The sequence below is a fragment of the Inhella inkyongensis genome (genome assembly GCF_005952805.1).
Lineage (GTDB): Bacteria > Pseudomonadota > Gammaproteobacteria > Burkholderiales > Burkholderiaceae_C > Inhella > Inhella inkyongensis.
Genome location: NZ_CP040709.1, coordinates 1,126,975 through 1,145,435, shown reverse-complemented (window position 1 = coordinate 1,145,435; position 18,461 = coordinate 1,126,975). Strand labels below are relative to the sequence as shown.

Below are 18,461 nucleotides of genomic sequence, written 5' to 3'. Positions count from 1 at the left end.
CGCAGAACAAGCTCGGGTAAACCCGGCGAAGCCCCAAAGACCGACCTTGATACGACGCAGAAGACAAGGTTGAAGCAGAACAAGGCGGCCCTGCAGACCCCCTTCCTAGAATGACGTCCTGATGAGTCTGAGTCGCCCAAATTCCCCCAGCCTGACCGCCCGCTACCTGGCGCTGGTGGCCATGGTGCTGGGTCTGCTGGCCCCCGTGGTCAGCGTGGCTCTGGGCCAGGGCGACCCGCTCACTGGGGTTTGTCGGGCGCCTGATAGCGGAACCAGCAAACGCGCCCCCGCGCACGGCTGGTTTGAGCACTGCTCGGCCTGCGGCTCACTGAGCCAGAGCCTGGGCGGCAACCCAGCCCCAGCGGCACTGCCGCACCTCGCAGCCCTCAGTCAGGTCCAGAGCGCGACCCTGCCGACTGACGCAGCCCGCCCCAGCCTGTGCGGCCTACCGCCGGCCCGCGCACCCCCACCCTCGCGCTGAAGCCCCGCCTCGCCTGCCCGCCGGGCGAGCTCCTTCACGTCGAGACCCCCTTCCATGTCGAACGCTTTGACGGCGCGCCCGCGCGCGCTTTGCGCGGCCCTGGCCGCCTGCTTCACCCTGCCCACCCTGGCCCAAGGCGTGGCCAGCGACGCCCAACTTGAAACCGTGGTCCTGGTGGGCCGTGCCATTCGCGCTCAACTGCCGGTGGACACCCCCGGAAACCTCAGCGGCCTGAGCGCGGAGGACCTGCGCCTGCAAAACCTCATCAACCCCGAAGATGCGCTGGCCCAACTTCCCGGCCTGACGATCCGCAAGCGCTATGTGGGTGACCGCAACGCGCTGATCAGCGGGCGCAGCTTCGGCAGCCTGCAACCCAGCCGCGGTCTTGCCTATGTGGACGGGTACCTGATCTCCAACTTCCTCGGCCGCTTTGACGCCCCGCGCTGGAACATGGTGACACTAGAGGCAATCGCCCGCGTGGACATGCTGCAAGGCCCCTTCTCGGCCCTGCTGCCCGGGAACTCCATCGGCGCCACCGCCTTCGTGACGGAACGCGAACCCCAGCGCTTCGAGGCCAGCGCGCGCTGGAGCCGCCATCAGCAAGACTTCGAGCTCTATGGGCAGCGCGACAGCCTGCCCAGCCAGCAGGCCAGCGCCTACTTGGCCCAGCGCTGGGACGCGGGGGGAGGCTCCGGACTGTGGGCCAGCCTGAGCCTGAACCAGCAGGATGCGCACTCGCAGCCCATGCAGTACTTCAACCTATTGGCGGGGCCCCAGGGCTGGAATGCACCGGCCGCCAACGCCGTGACGGTCAGCGGCATCCGCTACGACCGCGACCCCCAGGGTATAGAGCGCGCGATGTTGGGTGCCAACGCCGGTGCCTACGACCACACCGTGCAGCACACGGCCAAGCTCAAGCTCGGCGCGGATCTGGGGCCACGCTGGCGCGCCAGCTGGCTGCTGGCCGGTTGGCAGCACGACAGCGACAGCCACAACCGCAGCTTCCTGCGCGACGCACAAGGAGCCCTTGTCTGGCGTGGCGCAGTGCGCGATGCGGCTCACCCCGAACGCGGCTTCACCCTGCCGGCTGCGGCCTTTGCGCCGAGCCTGCGCAAGGAGGCGCATCGGCAGTGGGGGCTGAGCCTGAAGACCCGCCAGACGCCGGGTTGGAATGCCTCGCTGGTGGCCTCGGGCTATCGCATCGCGCACGATCGCGCCCACCAGGCCAGCCTCCCGGACCCCGAGGCTTTCAGCTCGGGCGGCAAGGGCACGGTAACGCGGCGCGACGGCACCGGTTGGGGCACCTTGGAGTTGCAAGGCCTCTGGCGCGGAGAACAGCACCGCATTGCCCTTGGCCTGCACCAAAACCGCTACCGACTGGACAGTCCCACCCTGGAGAGCGGCGATTGGCGCGTGGAAGGCCTCACGCTGAACCAGGCCTACCGGGGCCGCACCGAGATCCGCGCGCTCTATCTTCAAGACGCTTGGGCGCTGGCGCCGGACTGGACCCTGACCTTGGGTTGGCGCAGTGAGCACTTTCAGGCCTTTTCCGGCGAACAAGTCCTGCGAGCCGCGAGTTGCCGCACCGCCCCCCTGACAAGCTGCGAACTGCAGAGCGACGGACAGTACCTGCGCACACTTCGCCACGCCGAACGACGTCAGCAGGGCGAGTCGCCCAAGGCCAGCCTGGCCTGGGCCGCCCGCGAGGACTGGCTGTTCAAGGCCAGCCTGGGCCGCGGCCTGCGCTTTGCCAATGTCGAGGAGCTCTACAACGGCACCTTCACCGCCACCAGTCAGACCCTGAGCGACCCGAATTTGCAGGCCGAACAGGGCACGGTGCTGGAGCTGAGCGCCGAGTGGGAGCCCAGCGACCGCAACAAGCTGCGCGTGGCGCTGGTACAGGACGAAGTGCGCAACGCCATCCTGCGGCAGAGCGATGCCACCGTCAGCCCCTCGGTCACCCGCGTCAGCAATGTGGATCGGGTGCGCACCCGCGCGCTGGAGTTGGTGTGGCAGGTGCAGGACCTGGGGTTCAAGGGCCTGAACCTGGACAGCAATCTGACCCTGGCGGAATCCAAGGTGCTGGCCAACGTCCGAGACCCGGCCCAGGTCGGCAAGTTCTGGCCCCGTGTGCCCAAGCTGCGCGCCAATGTGCAGGCCAGCTACCGGCTGCCCTGGGGCCTGGTCTCGGCCAGCTGGCGCGTCAGCGGGCGCGCCTACAACAGCGCCACGAACAGCGACGTCCACCCCGACGTCTATGGCGGCGTGTCGCGCTTCAGCCTGCTGGACTTGCGCACGCTATGGCGCCCCGCACGCGGCTGGGAGCTGGCCCTGGGCCTGAACAACGCCACCAACGCCAAGGCTTTCCAAAGCCACCCCTACCCCGGCCGCACTCTGTTGGCCGAACTGCGCTGGAGCACGCCATGACACTGACCCGCCGCCAGGCACTGATGGGCGCCACGGCCGCGCTGGCCGCAACAAGGCTGCAGGCCCAACCCAAATTGGCGCTGGCCACCGCTGCCGCCTTTGATGCGCAAGGCCGCCCCTGGTTTGCCGGCCTGGATGCCCAGGGCCAGTTGCGCCTGCGCCAAGGCGCTGGGGCACTGGAGGACGGCAAGCTGCTGGTGACCGCGGGCGACAAGGTCGCCGCCGAAGGTGAGGCCGTGCCGCGTCTGCTGTTCGGGCCGGTCCAACACCCGGGCCTGGTGCTGCTGGCCTATGTGCGGCCGGGCGCAAAGCCCTTCACCGGCGATGTCCGCCTGCTGCGCAGCACCGATGGCGGCGCTAGCTTTGCGCCGCCCATCACCGTGCACCAGGATCGCCAACCCATCACGCACCGCTTTGCCAATCTGGCCTTCGATGGCCAGGGCCGACTGCACACGGTGTGGATCGACAAGCGCGACCTGGAAGCCGCCAAGGCCGAGGGACGCCCTTACCGAGGCGCTGCGGTCTATCGCAACCTCAGCCTGGATGGCGGCGCCAGCTTCGGCCCCGATCTGAAGCTGGCCGACCATGCCTGCGAGTGCTGCCGCATTGCACTGGCACCGGGGGCCAATGGGGGCCTGGGTGCGATGTGGCGCCATGTGTTCGAACCCGATGAGCGCCCCCAGGCCGACGCCGCGCATCGTCCGCCCCCCGAGGGGGTGAGCAAACTCGGAAGCGGCCCTTCGTTTGCTCAAGAACGCGACCACGCCTTCGCCCTTCTGAGTGGGGGTGAGGACACCGACGACCGCCCGGCGCTGCAACGCGCCAGCCTGGATCGCTGGGCCTTGGACGCCTGCCCGCACCACGGCCCCGGCCTGGCGGCGGCGGCCGATGGCGGCTGGCATGCCTGCTGGTTTGGACAGCGTGCCGGCGTGAGCGCCGTGCGCTGGGGGCGGCTGGATGCAGGCGGTCGCCCGCAGGGCCCGTTCCGCACCCTGCCCCGCGCGGAGCACGCTGATCTGATCAGCGTCGGCCCGCGAGTGGCCCTGGTCTGGCGCGAGTTCGACGGTCAACGAACGCGTCTTCGCGCCCTGCTCTCCCGGGACGACGGCCGCAATTGGCGCCCCCACGAGTTGGCGCAAAGCCAGCAGATCAGCGATCACCCACGCCTGCTGCGCCAGGGCCAAGCCCTGTTCTGTGCCTGGCGCGATGCCGAGCAACTGCGCCTGCTGGGGCTGCCCGCATGAGATCCCTGCTGTTCTCACTCAGCTTGAGCCTGGCGCCCATGGCCCTCGCGGCGGCCCCGACCGAGCCCTTCGAGGCCGGCACCTGGCCGCGCCTGCAACGCGAGGTGCGCGAACCCACCTGGGTGGTCTTCAGCGCCTCGGACTGCGCCCATTGCCCGGGCCTGATCGCGCGCCTGCAGCAACAGTACCCCCAGGTACCGCTCTGGCGCGTCGAGACCGACGCGGGCGAGCCTGCAGAACAGGCTACAGCAGCCCGTCACTTCAGCTTTGGCGCTGGCAACGCCCTGGCCTTGCGCCACGGCATCGACCCACAGTGGCGCGGCATGACGCCCTATCTCGCCCTACTGCGGCCGGGGCAGGCGCCGCTGTTTGCCCTGGCCCAGCCCAGTTCGGCGCAACTGCAGGCCCTGCAGACGAAACCGGAGACGCGCAGAAAAGCCCGGCCAACACCAAGCAATCAGTAGGGCTAAAAGTCCGGGCGTACTCGCGCTTTGGCACGCGCCCGACGCGCCGAAGATGCCGCCCATGACGACGCGCAGCCTGCTGTTTCCGCACAGGCCGCGGCAAGCCCTGGCGCTGCGCCGCGGGCCGGCCTGCGTCTGTCGCTTGTGGGTAGCGTCCCCGGTCCTGTGGCTCCACGCTTTGACGTCCGCAGACAGGTTCAGGGTCGCGGCTGGGCCCACCCTGGGGCCGCTTCCCCGGGGTGGGTACTTAGCCTTGGCGCAGCAAGGTCTCCAACATCTGCTCGCGCACACCCCAGAAAGACTTCAGGGCCTGGGCCTGATCTGCAGCTTCCTGCTGCCGCGCACCCAGGGCCTGGGCACGGCGCACCGCCTGGATCATCTTGTTCTTCTGCGTGTGCTCCAGCGCGATGAACTCGAACACCTGGGTCTCATAGCCCTCCCCTTCCAAGAGCAGGGCGCGCAGGCCATCGGTCAGCATCTCGGCCTCTTGGCCCAGGTGCACGCCATGCTTGAACAAGGGGCGCAATACGCCAGGGGGCTGCAATTGCCCCCGCAGCTGCTTATGGCAGCAAGGGGCGCTGAGAATGACACGCGCACCAGCACGGAGGCCGTGGTGCAGCGCGTGGTCGGTGGCGGTGTCGCAGGCGTGCAGCGCGATCATCACGTCCAGCGGCTGCACCGCCTCATGACCCACATCGCCCTGGCTGAAGCTCAAACCCTGGAGGTTCAAGCGGCGTGCCAGCCCTTCGGTCTGCGCCACCAGGTCCTCACGCAACTCCACCCCGCGCACCTCGGGCTGCCAGCCGCCACGGCGCAAATGCTCGTGCACGGCAAAGGTCAGGTAGGCCTTGCCACAGCCGAAGTCGGCCACCCGCACCGTTTGGCCCGGCGCCAGGTCGGCGGCACGCAGCGCGGCGTCGAAGATTTCGATGAAGTGATTGATCTGCCGCCATTTGCGCGCCATGGCCGGCACCAGGCTGGGCTGGCCATCGCGGCCCAACTGGGCCAGCCCCAGCGCCGCCCAGGCCGGATGGGCCAGGTCCAGCCAGCGTTCCTTGCTGCGGTTGTGCGTCTGTGCCTCTGCGGCCGGCTGGCTCGGGCCTGGGGCTGCGGCCATCGCGCCATGGCGCGCCAGCCGCGCCCGGCCCTTCCGATTGAAGTCCAACTGCCATTGCGCCTGGGCATCCACCAGCAGGCCCGCACGCAGGCCCACCCCCAGCTGCTCACGCAACAACTGCAGGGCCTGGTCGGGCGTGAGGTTGCGGGTCAGGTCCTTGGTCGCATGCCGCCACACAGTCTGGACCTGGGCCTGACCCCGCAGCGCCACCGGGCGCATCAGAATGCGCTGCAGATCGCCCACGGTCGTCCCCGGGTGGCTGAGCTGAAGACGCTGCCAGGCGCCGGACTGCAGGGCCTGTTCGCACAGCGACACAAAGCGCATCAAAGCTTCATCGGGGGCCGCAGCAGCAGCGGGAGCAAGAGCAGAGCGTTCAGAATCCATGGCCCACATTGTCCGCCGCTCACCATGAGCCAACCCCACGCCCACGCATGAGCCTGACCCCCGCCGCCATCCAGGAGGCCGTGCGTGCCTGGCACAACCGCCATCCGCTCGCGGTTCGCATCGGGCCCGAGGCCGTGCACAGCATGGGCTGGGTCAGCCTACCCTTTATGGGTCCAGCCCAGGCCGTCGAACCCAGTTTGGATGCGGCCACGCAGGCTGCCACCCCCACCTCGCCCACCGCAGCGCCTTGGAAGGACAAGCTGGCGGGCTGGATTCGCCGCCCCCAATCGCTGCTGCGCCGAACTGCAGGCCCCTGGCCGGTCTTCAGCGAAGAGTTTGTCGAAGGCCTCAAGGCCCGGCGCGTGGCCGCCTTTGCCCTGCGCTGCGCCTGGACCGGCTTGGACGAGCGCCTGGCCGAATGGCCGCAGCGCCAAGTGGCGGTGGATAGCGCCCTGGCTGAAGCCTGCTCGGGCGCCTGGCCGCTGGAGCGCTGGCTGGTGGCCGCCGCCATCGACGTGCGCGGCCAGCGCCTGCGGGTGCTGGTCGGAGAGGGTCCGCGTGGCCTGGAGGTGCTGGCGGCGCGCCGCCACCTTGCGCGCCCTCTGGTTCTGGGCTTGGCCGCCAGCGCCCTGAGTCTGGCCGCCGTGGCCCTGTGGGTCAGCCTCGCCGCCCAGCCCACGCCAAAGTCACAGGCCGAGCCGGCCCCGGCCGCCGCCAGCGCGGCGCCCTCCGCCGTCGTGCCCCAGGCCTTGCCGGGCTCGGCACCAAGCGCCGCAACGCCTCCCACCACGGGGCCTAGCGCGCCTAACCACGCACCCGTTGCATCGGCTGCCGCCCCTGCCGCGCCCCCATCCTCGGCCGCATCAGCCGCCAGCAGCCCCCCGGCCGCAGAGTCGCCCGCCAGCAGCACGGCGCCCCCCGACATCCGTCCACGCCTGGGCCCGACCCGGCCCAGCACCGCGCGCAGCCCGAAGGCCGTGCTGCAAGGCAAGCCCGGCGCTGCAGAAAGCCGCACCGAGCCGGCCAGTGCGGCGGCCTCACGCCCCTACCGAGGCGCGCAGGATCCGGAGAATCTGCGCCCGCGCGCGGCACCGCAAGGCCCCCAAGTAGCCCTGGTGAGCCCGGGCTATGCCAAGCGGTCCGAAGCCGAGGCCCAGCTGGAGCGCATGCGCGCCCATGTGGCCGCCACCACCCGCGATGCCCACATCCTGGAGGGCGAGGTGTTCGAGACGCCGCTGGGCTGGCGCGCAGCCGTCTGGCCCTTTGGCACTCGCGAGGAAGCGCAGATCGTCAACGCCACCATGGTCGCGCGCGGCTGGAAAACCCGCGCCATTGACTTCTAGCCAGCGCTGAGGCGCAGGATATTCGGCCTTTATCAAGCAGACACCGCGGAACCGGCTTTGCCGGGCCGCTGGTGTCGCCCCCTCGGGGGGAGGCGGCCTCTTGGGCCGCATCGAGGGGGGTCAGGATCTGTAGTCGGCGTTGATGCGGACGTAGTCTTCGCTGAAGTCGCAGGTCCACACCGTGCTGGTGGCGCTCCCGCGGTTCAGATTGACCCGCACCAGGATGTCGCTGCCCTTCATCACCCGCGCCGCATCGGCTTCAACATACTCAGGGTGGCGGCCGCCGGCCGTCACCACGTGCACATCACCCAGGTGCATCTCGATCAAGCTCTGATCCAGATCAGCAATGCCGGCATAGCCCACCGCAGCCAGGATGCGGCCCAAATTGGGGTCGCTGGCGAAGAAGGCCGTCTTGACCAGGGGAGAGTGCGCAATCGCATACGCGGCCAAGCGGCATTCAGCCTCATCGCGCCCCCCGTCGATCTGCACGCGGATGAACTTGGTGGCACCCTCGCCGTCGCGCACGATGGCCTGGGCCAATTGCACGGCCAAGTCATTCAAGGCCGCGCGCAGGGCGCGACCAGCGGGACTGTCCAGATCGGTGATGGGCGCGTGGCCGGCCTTTTGCGTGGCCACCACCACAAAGCTGTCATTGGTCGAGGTGTCGCCGTCGACCGTGATGCGATTGAAGGACGCATCAGCCGCCTCGCGCGCCAAGGCCTGCATCAGAGCCGGAGCCACGCAGGCATCGGTGGCCACAAAGCCCAGCATGGTGGCCATATTGGGGCGGATCATGCCGGCGCCCTTGGCAATGCCCGTCAGCGTGACGCTACGACCCTCGATCTCGATACGGCGCGAGGCAGCCTTGGGCAGGGTATCCGTGGTCATGATGGCCTGGGCGGCCTCAAACCAGTGGTCGGGCGCCGCGGCCAGCAGGGCGGCATCCAGGCCAGCTTCGATGCGCTCGACCGGCAAGGTTTCCATGATCACACCGGTCGAGAACGGCAGCACTTGCTCGGGAAGCAGTCCGAGCTTGGCTGCCAATGCGCCGCAACTACGACGCGCACGCGCCAAGCCATCGGCCCCCGTGCCGGCATTGGCGTTGCCGGTGTTGATCAAGAACGCGCGGACGCTCCCGAGCGCCACATGTTCACGACACAACTGAACCGGCGCGGCGCAGTAGCGGTTCTGCGTAAACACCCCACCCACAGCGCTGCCCTCATCGAGCAACCAAACCGATAGGTCGCGCCGGCCGACCTTGCGCACACCCGCCATGGTGCTGCCGATGCGCACGCCGGGCACTGCAAAAAGCTCGGAAGGGAGAGGGGCGGTGAGATCGACGGGCATGGGGGACTCCAAATGGGGCCGGCGATTCTAGAAAGGGATCGAAGGGTGTCGCGGCAAAACAAATGGGCAGCCTAAGCTGCCCTTTTATCCGTCCCGGGAAATTCAGTCCTGGCGCCGCTTGCGCAGGCCGATCACCAACAGACCCAAGCCCATGAGTGCGTAGGTAGCCGGCTCGGGGACGGCCTGGGCGATCACCATGTCCTGGAAGGTCCCGTTGGACAGGTAGCTGACCTGATAGAGGTTGGGGCCTGTGTAGTTCTGAGCCGCCGTCAACATACTTTGAGCGGAGGCGCGCAGCGTATTGGTCATGGCCAAATTCTGGGCTGCGTTTCCGACATGGGTGCCGGTCAGATAGATGCTGCCGCTTCCAAAGGCCAGCGACATGGGCTGGCCCGGCGCCTCGTTGACAATTTCCCAGATGGCCAATTGAAATGCTGCAGCCTGGGCGCTATTGCCAACTGTGGAAGCAAAACTGGTCGAGTACAGAGCCTCAAGACGCGCCTCAGTAGCCGCTGAAAAGCTACCGATGGTGAAGTCTACGAACCCGTTTGCACCATTTGCAAAGCGCTGACTGGGCTCGACGCAAAAAGCAGCAAAGCTGTTGCCGGCCCGGTCTTGGTAAGTCATGGTGCCGGCTGTGTAGCGGCTAACCAGTTGATTCGAACCTCCGGTGGAGCTGTTGGCAGTCACGGACACCCCGGCCGTACCACCGTAGCTCAGTTCCAGAGCTTGCACGGCGCCCCCCACCAGCATCAAGCCGGCTGCAGCCAGCGCAGAAAAGAGGCGACGCCCTTGCATGATGGTTTTCCTGCTCAGCCTGCGCGGCGCTTAAAGCGCACACCCAGGGGCGCCAGGGCCGCCAAGGCGAGGGCCAAAGAGGCCGGCTCGGGCACCCGATTGGCTTGCGGAACCAGGCGCACGGAGTATTCGTCGTAGCGCTTGTTGTCGTCGTCGGTGCCAGTTACTTCAATCTTCCAGATGCCAGCCGACAAGGTCTGCGGACTCAGCAGCTCAAAGTGGGTCAAGAACTGATCAGCAAAGATGCCATTTGCCGGGTCCATGGGGACAACATTCGAACCCAAGAATTGCAACTGAGTGCCGTCCGCCGCCGCATCGAACACGATGCTCTGGCTGCCATTGAACAGGCGAACCGAGGTCAGGCTGATGTCGTTGCCCCCCTCGGCCATGGTGTCCACAAAGATGCGGTAGGTTGCGCCCGCCAGCGTCAACTCAGTCGACGAGGTGTTGGCGAGGTCAAACGGGGTCGACACCGTAAATTCCACCGGAGACGCGGATGCCAGCACGGGTGCAGCGATCAAAGTGGCGAGGGCCAGGGCTTTTTTCATGATCTGGAGTCTCCAGGGATTGAAGGCAAAAGCGCCATCAAAAATTTTGTGTGAACGAATGCTACGGGGATTTGGCTTTCACCACCCCCCGTGTCGCAGGGGTTTGGGCGTGCATAGGTCACACGCCCGGGGGATATTCGGCCCGCCGTGGCGGGCCGCCGACAGGCTTTAGGCCAGTTTGCCGTGACAGAACTTGAACTTCTTGCCGCTGCCGCAGGGGCAGGCGTCGTTGCGGCCCACGCCCAGGAACTCTGAGCTGGCAGCGGCCTCTTGCGAGACGGAGCCATCCTCATTCGGATGGGTGTAGGTGAGGTTGCGCGGCATCTCGGCGGCAGCGGCTCGCGCGGCCTCCTCGGCTGCGGCCTGGGCTTCGGCCTCGGTCTGGATGCGCACATTCATGAGCACGCGCGTCACTTCCAGCTTCACGGCGTCGAGCAACTGCGAGAACAGCTCAAAGGCCTCGCGCTTGTATTCCTGCTTTGGGTTCTTCTGCGCATAGCCGCGCAGATGAATACCCTGGCGCAGATAGTCCAGCGCCGCCAGATGCTCCCGCCAACGATGATCGATGGACTGCAAGAGCACCATGCGCACGAAAGGCATGAACTGTTCGGCACCGATGGCCGCGACCTTGGCATCGAACATCGCATGCGCGGCGGCCAGGGTCTTTTCCAGGATGTCCTCGTCGGTGATGCTATCGGCCGCCTTGGTCATGCCAACCAGGTCAAGCTCCAGCTGCCACTCGTCCTTAAGGGCACGCTGCAGGGCGGGGAGATCCCATTGCTCTTCGAGGCTCTCGGCTGGCACATGGGCACGCACCAGATCGGTCACCGCACCCTCCCGCAGATGGCGAATCTGCGGCAGCAGATCGGCGGTCTCCAGGATGTCATTGCGCTGCTGGTAGATCACCTTGCGCTGGTCGTTGGAGACGTCGTCGTACTCCAGCAACTGCTTGCGAATATCGAAGTTGCGGCCCTCGACCTTGCGTTGTGCGCCCTCGAGCGAACGGGTGACGATGCCAGCCTCGATCGCCTCGCCGTCGGGCATCTTCAGACGCTCCATCACCGCCTTGACGCGCTCGCCAGCAAAGATGCGCATCAGCGAATCGTCCAGCGACAGGTAGAAGCGCGAAGCACCCGGATCACCCTGACGCCCCGAGCGGCCACGCAGCTGGTTGTCGATACGGCGGCTTTCATGGCGTTCGGTGGACACGACGCGCAAACCGCCGGCCGCCTTCACCTGCTCGTTCAGGCCGGCCCACTCGTCCTTGAGCTTTTGAATACGGGCCGCCTTTTCCGCGGCCGGCACGCTCTCGTCGGCTTCCAGAATCTGGATCTGCTTCTCGACGTTGCCGCCCAGCACGATGTCGGTACCGCGACCCGCCATATTGGTGGCGATGGTGATCTGGCCCGGGCGACCGGCCTGGGCAATGATCTCAGCCTCCTTGGCGTGCTGCTTGGCATTGAGCACGTTGTGCGGCAGCTTGGCCTGGTCCAGCAACTTGGAGACGATCTCCGAGTTCTCGATCGAGGTGGTGCCGACCAGCACCGGCTGGCCGCGCTCGTGCGCCGCGCGAATGTCCTTGATGACCGCCTCGTACTTTTCCTTGGTGGTCTTGTAGACCAGGTCCAGTTCGTCCTTGCGGATGGTCGGGCGGTTGGGCGGAATCACCACGGTCTCTAGACCGTAGATCTCCTGGAATTCGTAGGCCTCGGTATCGGCCGTGCCCGTCATGCCGCCGAGCTTGCCGTACATGCGGAAGTAGTTCTGGAAGGTGATCGAGGCCAGGGTCTGGTTTTCGGCCTGAATCTTCACGCCTTCCTTGGCCTCCACGGCCTGGTGCAGGCCATCGCTCCAGCGCCGGCCCGTCATCAGGCGACCGGTGAACTCGTCGACGATGATGACCTCGCCGTTCTGCACCACGTAATGCGTGTCCTTCTGGAACACATGGTGAGCGCGCAAGCTGGCGTAGAGGTGGTGCACCAGCGAGATATAGCTGGGGTCGTAGAGGCTGGCGCCCTCGGGCAGCAGGCCGGCGGCATTGAGCAGGCGCTCGGCGCTTTCGTGACCCGCCTCGGTCAGGAAGATCTGATGCGACTTCTCGTCCACCGTGAAGTCGCCGGCCTCGATCACGCCCTCGCCGGTGCGCGGATCTTCTTCGCCAATCTGCTTCTTGAGCTGCGGCGCCATCGCGTTGATACGCAGATAGACGTCGGTGTGGTCATCAGCCTGACCCGAAATGATCAGCGGCGTGCGCGCCTCATCGATCAGGATCGAATCGACCTCATCCACGATGGCGTAGGCCAGACCGCGCTGGACCCGCTCTTCCACTGTCTGCACCATGTTGTCGCGCAGATAGTCGAAGCCGTACTCGTTGTTGGTGCCGTAGGTGATGTCGGCGTTGTAGGCCGCCTGCTTGACCTCACGCGGCACCTGGCTCTCGTTGACCCCGACCGTCAAGCCCAGGAAGTTGTAGAGCTTGCCCATCCACTCGGCGTCACGCCGCGCCAGATAGTCGTTGACCGTCACCACATGCACGCCCTTACCCGTCAGGGCGTTCAGGAACACGGGCAAGGTGGACATCAGGGTCTTGCCCTCGCCGGTGCGCATTTCGGCAATCTTGCCGTCGTGCAACACCATGCCGCCGATCAACTGCACGTCGAAATGGCGCATCTTGAGGGCGCGCTTGCTGCCCTCGCGCACCAGCGCAAAGGCCTCAGGCAGCACGGCGTCCAGGCTTTCACCCTTGGCCACCCGGCCTTTGAGTTCCTCGGTCTTGGCGCGCAGGCCGTCATCGCTGAGCGCCTCCATCGCGGGCTCCATCGCGTTGATGGTCTGCACCACCTTGCGATATTGGCGCAACAGGCGCTCGTTGCGGCTGCCGAATAGGGACGTGAGGAGCTTGGGCAACATGTTCTGGGGATTCCGGGGCATGGGGAGCCTGGGCAAACGCTTCAGGCAAGGACCCTGCAAATGGGGACGCCGCGGCCGGCTGCAAGAGCGGCGACCAAACGGCAAAGCGCGCGAGTTTATCAGTGCGTCCTACACTGCCGGCATGGCCTATTTGCGTCGCTATTCCCAGCAAGTACCGCCCGCCATGAAGGTGGTGGATGCCTTGCAAGCCCATCAAGGCCTGGCCCATCTGAACGAACTGGCGGCCGGTTCAAAAGCCCGGCTCGAATGCGTGCGTGCGGCCATTCCCAAGAGCCTACATGGCGCACTGCTGGCCGGTCCGCTGGACGACAGCGGCTGGACCTTGCTGGCCCGCAATGCTGCCGCTGCTGCCAAGTTGCGGCAACTCAAGCCCCATCTCGAGCTCTTGCTGGCCGAGCGTTTTGGCGCGCAGGCACAGCTGCGCATCAAGGTGCTGGGCGGATTTGGGTGATTTGGGGTGTGGTGCCGGCTATCCGAATCGAACGGATGACCTACCGCTTACAAGGCGGTTGCTCTACCAACTGAGCTAAGCCGGCAAAAGGCAGCGAATCTGCCTGCTGCGCGACCCGATCTTGGAGTTGCGATGCTCGCCGTACAGATGTACGGCTGCGCTTCTCGCTCTCAAGCTCGGACCGCTCGCGACGGCAGCTTGCGCCGCCTTTGCAATTGCTATTTAACCCGCTTCAACGCCGGCCGAGGGCTGGGCGGCGGTTCGTCGGGGGGCGGATTATGACTGGACTCTGCAGTCTCGGGCTCGGGCGCCAGGCGCAGCACAGGTGCCGAATCGGCCGACGCCGACTCAGGCGCCTCCGCTTCAAGCTCCGGCGCAGGAAAGGCCATGCCCTGGCCGTTCTCGCGGGCGTAGATGGCCAGCACATGGTCGATAGGCACCAGCAGTTCGCGCGCCACGCCGCCAAAGCGAGCCTTGAACTCGATCCACTCGTTGCCAATCTGCAGACCCTGAGTCGCGTCCGCGCCGATGTTGAGCGTGATCTGCCCATCGCGCACAAACTCCATCGGCACGCGCACACCAGGCCCCACCTGGACAGCCAGGAAGGGCGTGAAGCCACCGTCCACGCACCACTCGTACAGCGCCCGGATCAGATACGGGCGCGTCGAGGGCAAGGACTGCTCCTGATCCATCATCAACGACGCATGACCTTCTCGGAGGGTGTCAGCGCCTCGATGAAGGCCGGGCGCGAGAAGATGCGCTCGGCGTACTTCAACAGCGGCGCGGCGTTCTTGCTCATGTCGATGCCGTAGTAATCCAGGCGCCACAGCAGCGGAGCGATGGCCACGTCCAGCATCGAGAAGTCGTCGCCCAGCATGAACTTGTTCTTCAGGAAGATGGGCGCCAGTTGGGTCAGGCGGTCACGAATCTGACCACGAGCCTTTTCCAACAGCTTGTCGGTCGGCTTGGGACCGTTCGCGCGGTTCTCCAGAATGTTCACATAGGCGAACAGTTCCTTCTCGAAGTTCAAGAGGAACAGACGCACACGAGCACGGGCCAGCGGGTCGCCGGGCATCAGCTGCGGGTGCGGGAAGCGCTCGTCGATGTACTCGTTGATGATGTTGCTCTCGTACAAAATCAGATCGCGCTCCACCAGGATGGGCACGTCGTTGTACGGGTTCATCAGCGCGATGTCTTCGGGCTTGGCGAACAGGTCCACATCGCGGATCTCGAAGTCCATGCCCTTCTCGAACAGAACGAAGCGGCAGCGGTGCGAATAAGGGCAAGTCGTGCCCGAGTAGAGAACCATCATGAGGGTGGACTCCTGTCAATCAACAAAAAAACAAGCGCAGTGCAAGGGCCAGCACCCCGGCACTGCGCGACAAGCCCCGCAGGGCTTACTTCACGTCTTTCCAGTAGGCCGCGTTCAGGCGCCAGGCAAACAGCGCAAACACACCCAGGAACACCAGCACCCACACGCCCAGGTTGAAGCGCTGCGCAGCCTGTGGCTCGGCCATCCACTTCAGATAAGCCACGAGATCACCGACCGCGCTGTCGTATTGCTGCGCAGTCATCAGACCCGGCTTGACGACTTCCCAGCGGCCGCTGAAGACCTTCTCCTTGTGGCCGTGTGACTCACGCTCCTCAAAGATAGGCTTGCGCTCGCCCTGCAGTTCCCACAACACATGGGGCATGCCGATCGACGGGAAAGCCAGGTTGTCCCAACCGGTCGCCTTGGTCTCGTCGCGGTAGTAGCTGCGCCACAGCGTGTAGAGGTAGTCGGCGCCGCTGCCCTTGGCGCCATCGGCGCGCGAGCGCGCCACCAGGGTCAAGTCGGGCGGGGTGGCGCCAAACCATTCCTTGGCCTCTTTGGCATCCATCGCAACCTTCATGGTCTCGCCCACCTTTTCGGTGGTGAACATCAGGTTGTCCTTGATCTGCGCTTCGGTCAGACCGATCTCGCGCAGACGGTTGAAGCGATGGAAGGCCGCCGCGTGGCAGTTCAGGCAGTAATTGGCGAACAGCTTGGCACCGTTTTGCAACGACGCCATGTCGCTCATCTTCTCAGGGGGGAAGCGGTCCCAGGCCACACCGCCGCCGGCGGCAAAAGCGCTCAGGCTCAGGGCGGTCAACAGGGAGGCGATGATTTTTTTCATGGGTTGTCGTCTCCGTGCGATCAGTGGGCGGTGAAGTTCACGCGATCAGGCGGGGTCTTGAACTCGCCCTTCACACTCCACCAGGGCATCAGCAGGAAGAAGCCCATGTAGAACAAGGTGCCGATCTGCGACACGATGGTGCCCGCCGTGCTCGGCGGCTGCACACCCAGATAGCCCAGGATCAGGAAGACCACCACAAAAACGGCGTAAAGCCATTTGTTCCAGTCCGGGCGATAGCGGATCGAGTTCACCGGCGCCTTGTCGAACCAGGGCAGGAAGAACAGGATCACCACAGTACCGCCCATCACCACCACGCCCCAGAACTTGGCGTCAAAGCCAGCCAACAGCGGGTTGGCGATCTCCATGCCCATCCAGCCACCGATCACGGCCGGCACGCCAAACAGGAAGAACAGCACTGCCATCAAGCCCCAGTAGCCGCTCTTGAACAGCGCCGGCAGGCTGGAGCGACGCACCGTCACCAGGCCCACAACGACGAAGAACAGCCACATGAAGGGCATGAAGGCCGAGGTGGTCGCACGCAGCATCGAGTAGAAGGGCGTGAAGTACCAGACCGGGGCGATGTGAGCCGGGGTCTTCAGCGGATCGGCCGGGATGAAGTTGTTGAACTCCAGGAAGTAGCCCCCCAACTCCGGCGCAAAGAACACGATGGAGCAGAACACCATCAGGAACAGCGACACCGCGTAGATGTCATGCACCGTGTAGTAGGGGTGGAAAGGCACGCCGTCAAGCGGGCGGCCCTTGGCGTCCTTGGGGCCCTTCTTGATCTCGACACCGTCGGGGTTGTTGGAACCCACATCATGCAGGGCCAGCAAATGCGCCACCACCAGGCCCAGCAGGACCAGCGGCACGGCGATCACGTGGAAGCTGAAGAATCGGTTCAGGGTGGCGTCCGACACCACGAAGTCACCGCGGATCATCAGAGCCAGGTCCGGGCCGACGAAGGGAATGGCCGCGAACAGATTCACGATCACCTGGGCGCCCCAATAGCTCATCTGGCCCCAGGGCAGCAGATAGCCCATGAAGGCCTCGGCCATCAGGCACAGGAAGATCGCACAGCCGAAGATCCAGACCAGCTCGCGCGGCTTGCGGTAGCTGCCGTAGATCAGGCCACGGTACATGTGCAGGTACACCACGACGAAGAAGGCCGAGGCGCCGGTGGAGTGCATGTAGCGCACCAGCCAGCCCCAGGGCACGTCGCGCATGATGTACTCGACCGAAGCAAACGCCAGGTTGGCGTCCGGCTTGTAGTGCATCACCAGGAAGATGCCGGTGACGATCTGGATCACCAGCACCAGCAGGGCCAGCGAGCCAAAGATGTACCACCAGTTGAAATTCTTCGGTGCGTAGTACTCCGACATATGGACCTTGTAGGCGTCGAACGCGGTCGGGAACCGGTTCTCCAGCCAGGTCATGGTCTTCACACCCACCGAGGCGCCTGCGGGCGCGTCTTTGAATTCGGCCATCTTGGGTCCTTATGCCTTCTTGTCTTCGCCGATCAGCAGCTTGGTATCTGAGAGATACATATGCGGCGGCACTTCGAGGTTGTCGGGAGCGGGCTTGTTCTTGAACACACGGCCGGCCATGTCAAAGGTCGAGCCATGGCAGGGGCACAGGAAGCCGCCGTTCCAGTCATCGGGCAGCGAAGGCTGCGCGCCAGTCTGGAACTTGTCCGAAGGCGAGCAACCCAGGTGCGAGCAAATGCCCACGGCCACGAAGTACTCGGGCTTGATGGAGCGGTGCTCGTTCTTGGCGTAGTCCGGCGTCGGGTAGGCGGTGCGCTTGTTCTCGGGGTCGGCCACTTGGGGAGTGGTCTTCTTCAGGGCCTCAAGCTGCTCGGGCGTGCGGCGCACGATCCACACCGGCTTACCGCGCCACTCCACCGTGAGCTTCTCGCCCGGCTTCATGGCGCCGATGTCCACCTCAACCGCCGCGCCGGCGGCCAGTGCACGCTCGGAAGGGGAAAAGGTCTTCACAAACGGAACGGCCACGGCCGCTCCGCCCACTGCGCCGGCGCAACCGGTGGCGATCATCCACGTGCGCTTGCTGTTGTCCACTTCGCTCATGAGCATCCTCTGGCGGTTTCTTGTTTCGGTTCTGGGTTTTCCGCGCCCACCGATCGGGAGCGCAGAAAAATGCAGGCGCACCCGGGGTTCGCCCAGGCACGCTCGCAAAGCGGCGCGGATTCTAGCGGCAGGGTCAAGCCCCCCCTCGGAAAGCTGCAACCTGGGGAAGGAACCTAGATCGCCGGCTTGGCCCATCGCGACAATGCGCGCCGCCCTGTACCCAGTCCCTTGGAGCTGCCCGTGAGCATTTTTTCTGAGTTCCGTGAATTCGCCGTCAAAGGCAATGTGGTCGATCTGGCGGTCGGCGTCATCATCGGCGGAGCGTTCGGCAAGATCGTCGACTCCATGGTGGGCGACCTCATCATGCCCGTGGTGGGCATGCTGGTGGGCGGATTGAATTTCGACAACTACTTCATTGCCCTTGCCGGACAGACCGCCACCACCCTGGCCGAAGCCAAGAAAGCCGGTGCCGTGCTGGCCTACGGCAGCTTCCTGACCGTGTTGCTGAACTTCATCATCCTGGCCTTCGTGATCTTCATGATGATCAAGCAGATCAATCGCCTCAAGCGCGAGGAGCCCGCCGCCGCACCGGCCGCACCGCCCCCCACGCCCGAGGACATCGTGCTGTTGCGCGAAATCCGAGACGCTTTGAAGCGTTAATTCCGCTAGCTCTGCGGCATCATGGG

General features: G+C 65.6%; 17 protein-coding genes and 1 tRNA gene. 7 read left to right on the top strand and 11 right to left on the bottom strand.

The features are described from left to right. The first annotated feature begins 121 nt into the window (after positions 1 to 121). The 4 genes from FF090_RS05675 to FF090_RS05660 are packed head-to-tail and all read left to right on the top strand — an operon-like array spanning position 122 to position 4,616. Positions 122 to 481 carry a DUF2946 family protein gene (locus FF090_RS05675; protein WP_138855807.1) on the top strand — a complete coding sequence of 120 codons (360 nt, stop codon included), beginning with the start codon at positions 122 to 124 and terminating at the stop codon, positions 479 to 481. A gap of 54 nt (positions 482 to 535) precedes the next feature. Next, entirely contained in the window at positions 536 to 2,908 is a 2,373-nt protein-coding gene (locus tag FF090_RS05670; protein WP_138855806.1) for a TonB-dependent receptor, read from the top strand. Next, positions 2,905 to 4,152, top strand: a complete 1,248-nt coding sequence (locus FF090_RS05665; RefSeq protein WP_138855805.1) for a hypothetical protein — start codon at positions 2,905 to 2,907, stop codon at positions 4,150 to 4,152. The genes FF090_RS05670 and FF090_RS05665 overlap by 4 nt, the downstream gene beginning before the upstream one ends. After that, a complete protein-coding gene (locus FF090_RS05660; RefSeq protein WP_138855804.1) occupies positions 4,149 to 4,616 on the top strand; it encodes a thioredoxin family protein in 468 nt (155 codons plus the stop codon). The genes FF090_RS05665 and FF090_RS05660 overlap by 4 nt, the downstream gene beginning before the upstream one ends. A 247-nt stretch (positions 4,617 to 4,863) precedes the next feature. Here FF090_RS05660 and FF090_RS05655 read toward each other — a convergent pair whose 3' ends face one another. Beyond that, positions 4,864 to 6,117, bottom strand: a complete 1,254-nt coding sequence (locus tag FF090_RS05655) for a class I SAM-dependent methyltransferase (protein WP_138855803.1) — start codon at positions 6,115 to 6,117, stop codon at positions 4,864 to 4,866. A 47-nt stretch (positions 6,118 to 6,164) separates the two neighbouring features. Here FF090_RS05655 and FF090_RS05650 point away from each other — a divergent pair, with 47 nt between their 5' ends. After that, positions 6,165 to 7,460 carry a hypothetical protein gene (locus FF090_RS05650; protein WP_138855802.1) on the top strand — a complete coding sequence of 432 codons (1,296 nt, stop codon included), beginning with the start codon at positions 6,165 to 6,167 and terminating at the stop codon, positions 7,458 to 7,460. Positions 7,461 to 7,580: 120 nt separating this feature from the next. On the opposite strand, the gene argJ is transcribed toward FF090_RS05650, so the two are convergent. The 4 genes from argJ to secA all read right to left on the bottom strand — a co-directional run bounded on the left by argJ (position 7,581) and on the right by secA (position 13,063). After that, entirely contained in the window at positions 7,581 to 8,807 is a 1,227-nt protein-coding gene (gene argJ, locus FF090_RS05645; protein WP_138855801.1) for a bifunctional glutamate N-acetyltransferase/amino-acid acetyltransferase ArgJ, read from the bottom strand. 102 nt (positions 8,808 to 8,909) lie between these two features. Continuing rightward, positions 8,910 to 9,605 (bottom strand): PEP-CTERM sorting domain-containing protein, encoded by a 696-nt coding sequence (locus FF090_RS05640; protein ID WP_138855800.1) that lies wholly within the window; start codon positions 9,603 to 9,605, stop codon positions 8,910 to 8,912. 14 nt (positions 9,606 to 9,619) lie between these two features. Further along, on the bottom strand, positions 9,620 to 10,153 hold the full coding sequence (locus FF090_RS05635) for a hypothetical protein (protein WP_138855799.1): 534 nt from the start codon (positions 10,151 to 10,153) through the stop codon (positions 9,620 to 9,622). Positions 10,154 to 10,321: 168 nt separating this feature from the next. Beyond that, complete coding sequence (secA, locus tag FF090_RS05630; RefSeq protein ID WP_138855798.1) at positions 10,322 to 13,063, bottom strand: preprotein translocase subunit SecA; 2,742 nt, start codon at positions 13,061 to 13,063, stop codon at positions 10,322 to 10,324. Between the two features lie 142 nt (positions 13,064 to 13,205). Between secA and FF090_RS05625 the strand changes: the two genes are divergently transcribed. After that, positions 13,206 to 13,535 (top strand): hypothetical protein, encoded by a 330-nt coding sequence (locus FF090_RS05625; protein ID WP_138855797.1) that lies wholly within the window; start codon positions 13,206 to 13,208, stop codon positions 13,533 to 13,535. A gap of 9 nt (positions 13,536 to 13,544) precedes the next feature. Here the strand turns inward: FF090_RS05625 and FF090_RS05620 are convergent. The 6 genes from FF090_RS05620 to petA all read right to left on the bottom strand — a co-directional run bounded on the left by FF090_RS05620 (position 13,545) and on the right by petA (position 17,775). Then, positions 13,545 to 13,620: transfer RNA gene (locus FF090_RS05620), tRNA-Thr, on the bottom strand. A gap of 133 nt (positions 13,621 to 13,753) precedes the next feature. Further along, entirely contained in the window at positions 13,754 to 14,230 is a 477-nt protein-coding gene (locus FF090_RS05615) for a ClpXP protease specificity-enhancing factor (RefSeq protein WP_138858295.1), read from the bottom strand. After that, positions 14,230 to 14,847, bottom strand: coding sequence for a glutathione S-transferase N-terminal domain-containing protein (locus tag FF090_RS05610; protein WP_138855796.1), 618 nt, complete (start codon positions 14,845 to 14,847; stop codon positions 14,230 to 14,232). The genes FF090_RS05615 and FF090_RS05610 overlap by 1 nt, the downstream gene beginning before the upstream one ends. A gap of 85 nt (positions 14,848 to 14,932) precedes the next feature. Further along, on the bottom strand, positions 14,933 to 15,691 hold the full coding sequence (locus tag FF090_RS05605) for a cytochrome c1 (RefSeq protein WP_138855795.1): 759 nt from the start codon (positions 15,689 to 15,691) through the stop codon (positions 14,933 to 14,935). Positions 15,692 to 15,711: 20 nt separating this feature from the next. After that, entirely contained in the window at positions 15,712 to 17,175 is a 1,464-nt protein-coding gene (locus tag FF090_RS05600; protein WP_138855794.1) for a cytochrome b, read from the bottom strand. Between the two features lie 9 nt (positions 17,176 to 17,184). Beyond that, complete coding sequence (petA, locus tag FF090_RS05595) at positions 17,185 to 17,775, bottom strand: ubiquinol-cytochrome c reductase iron-sulfur subunit (RefSeq protein ID WP_375137405.1); 591 nt, start codon at positions 17,773 to 17,775, stop codon at positions 17,185 to 17,187. Positions 17,776 to 18,015: 240 nt separating this feature from the next. Between petA and mscL the strand changes: the two genes are divergently transcribed. Next, entirely contained in the window at positions 18,016 to 18,435 is a 420-nt protein-coding gene (gene mscL, locus FF090_RS05590; RefSeq protein ID WP_138855792.1) for a large conductance mechanosensitive channel protein MscL, read from the top strand. Positions 18,436 to 18,461: the final 26 nt, after the last annotated feature.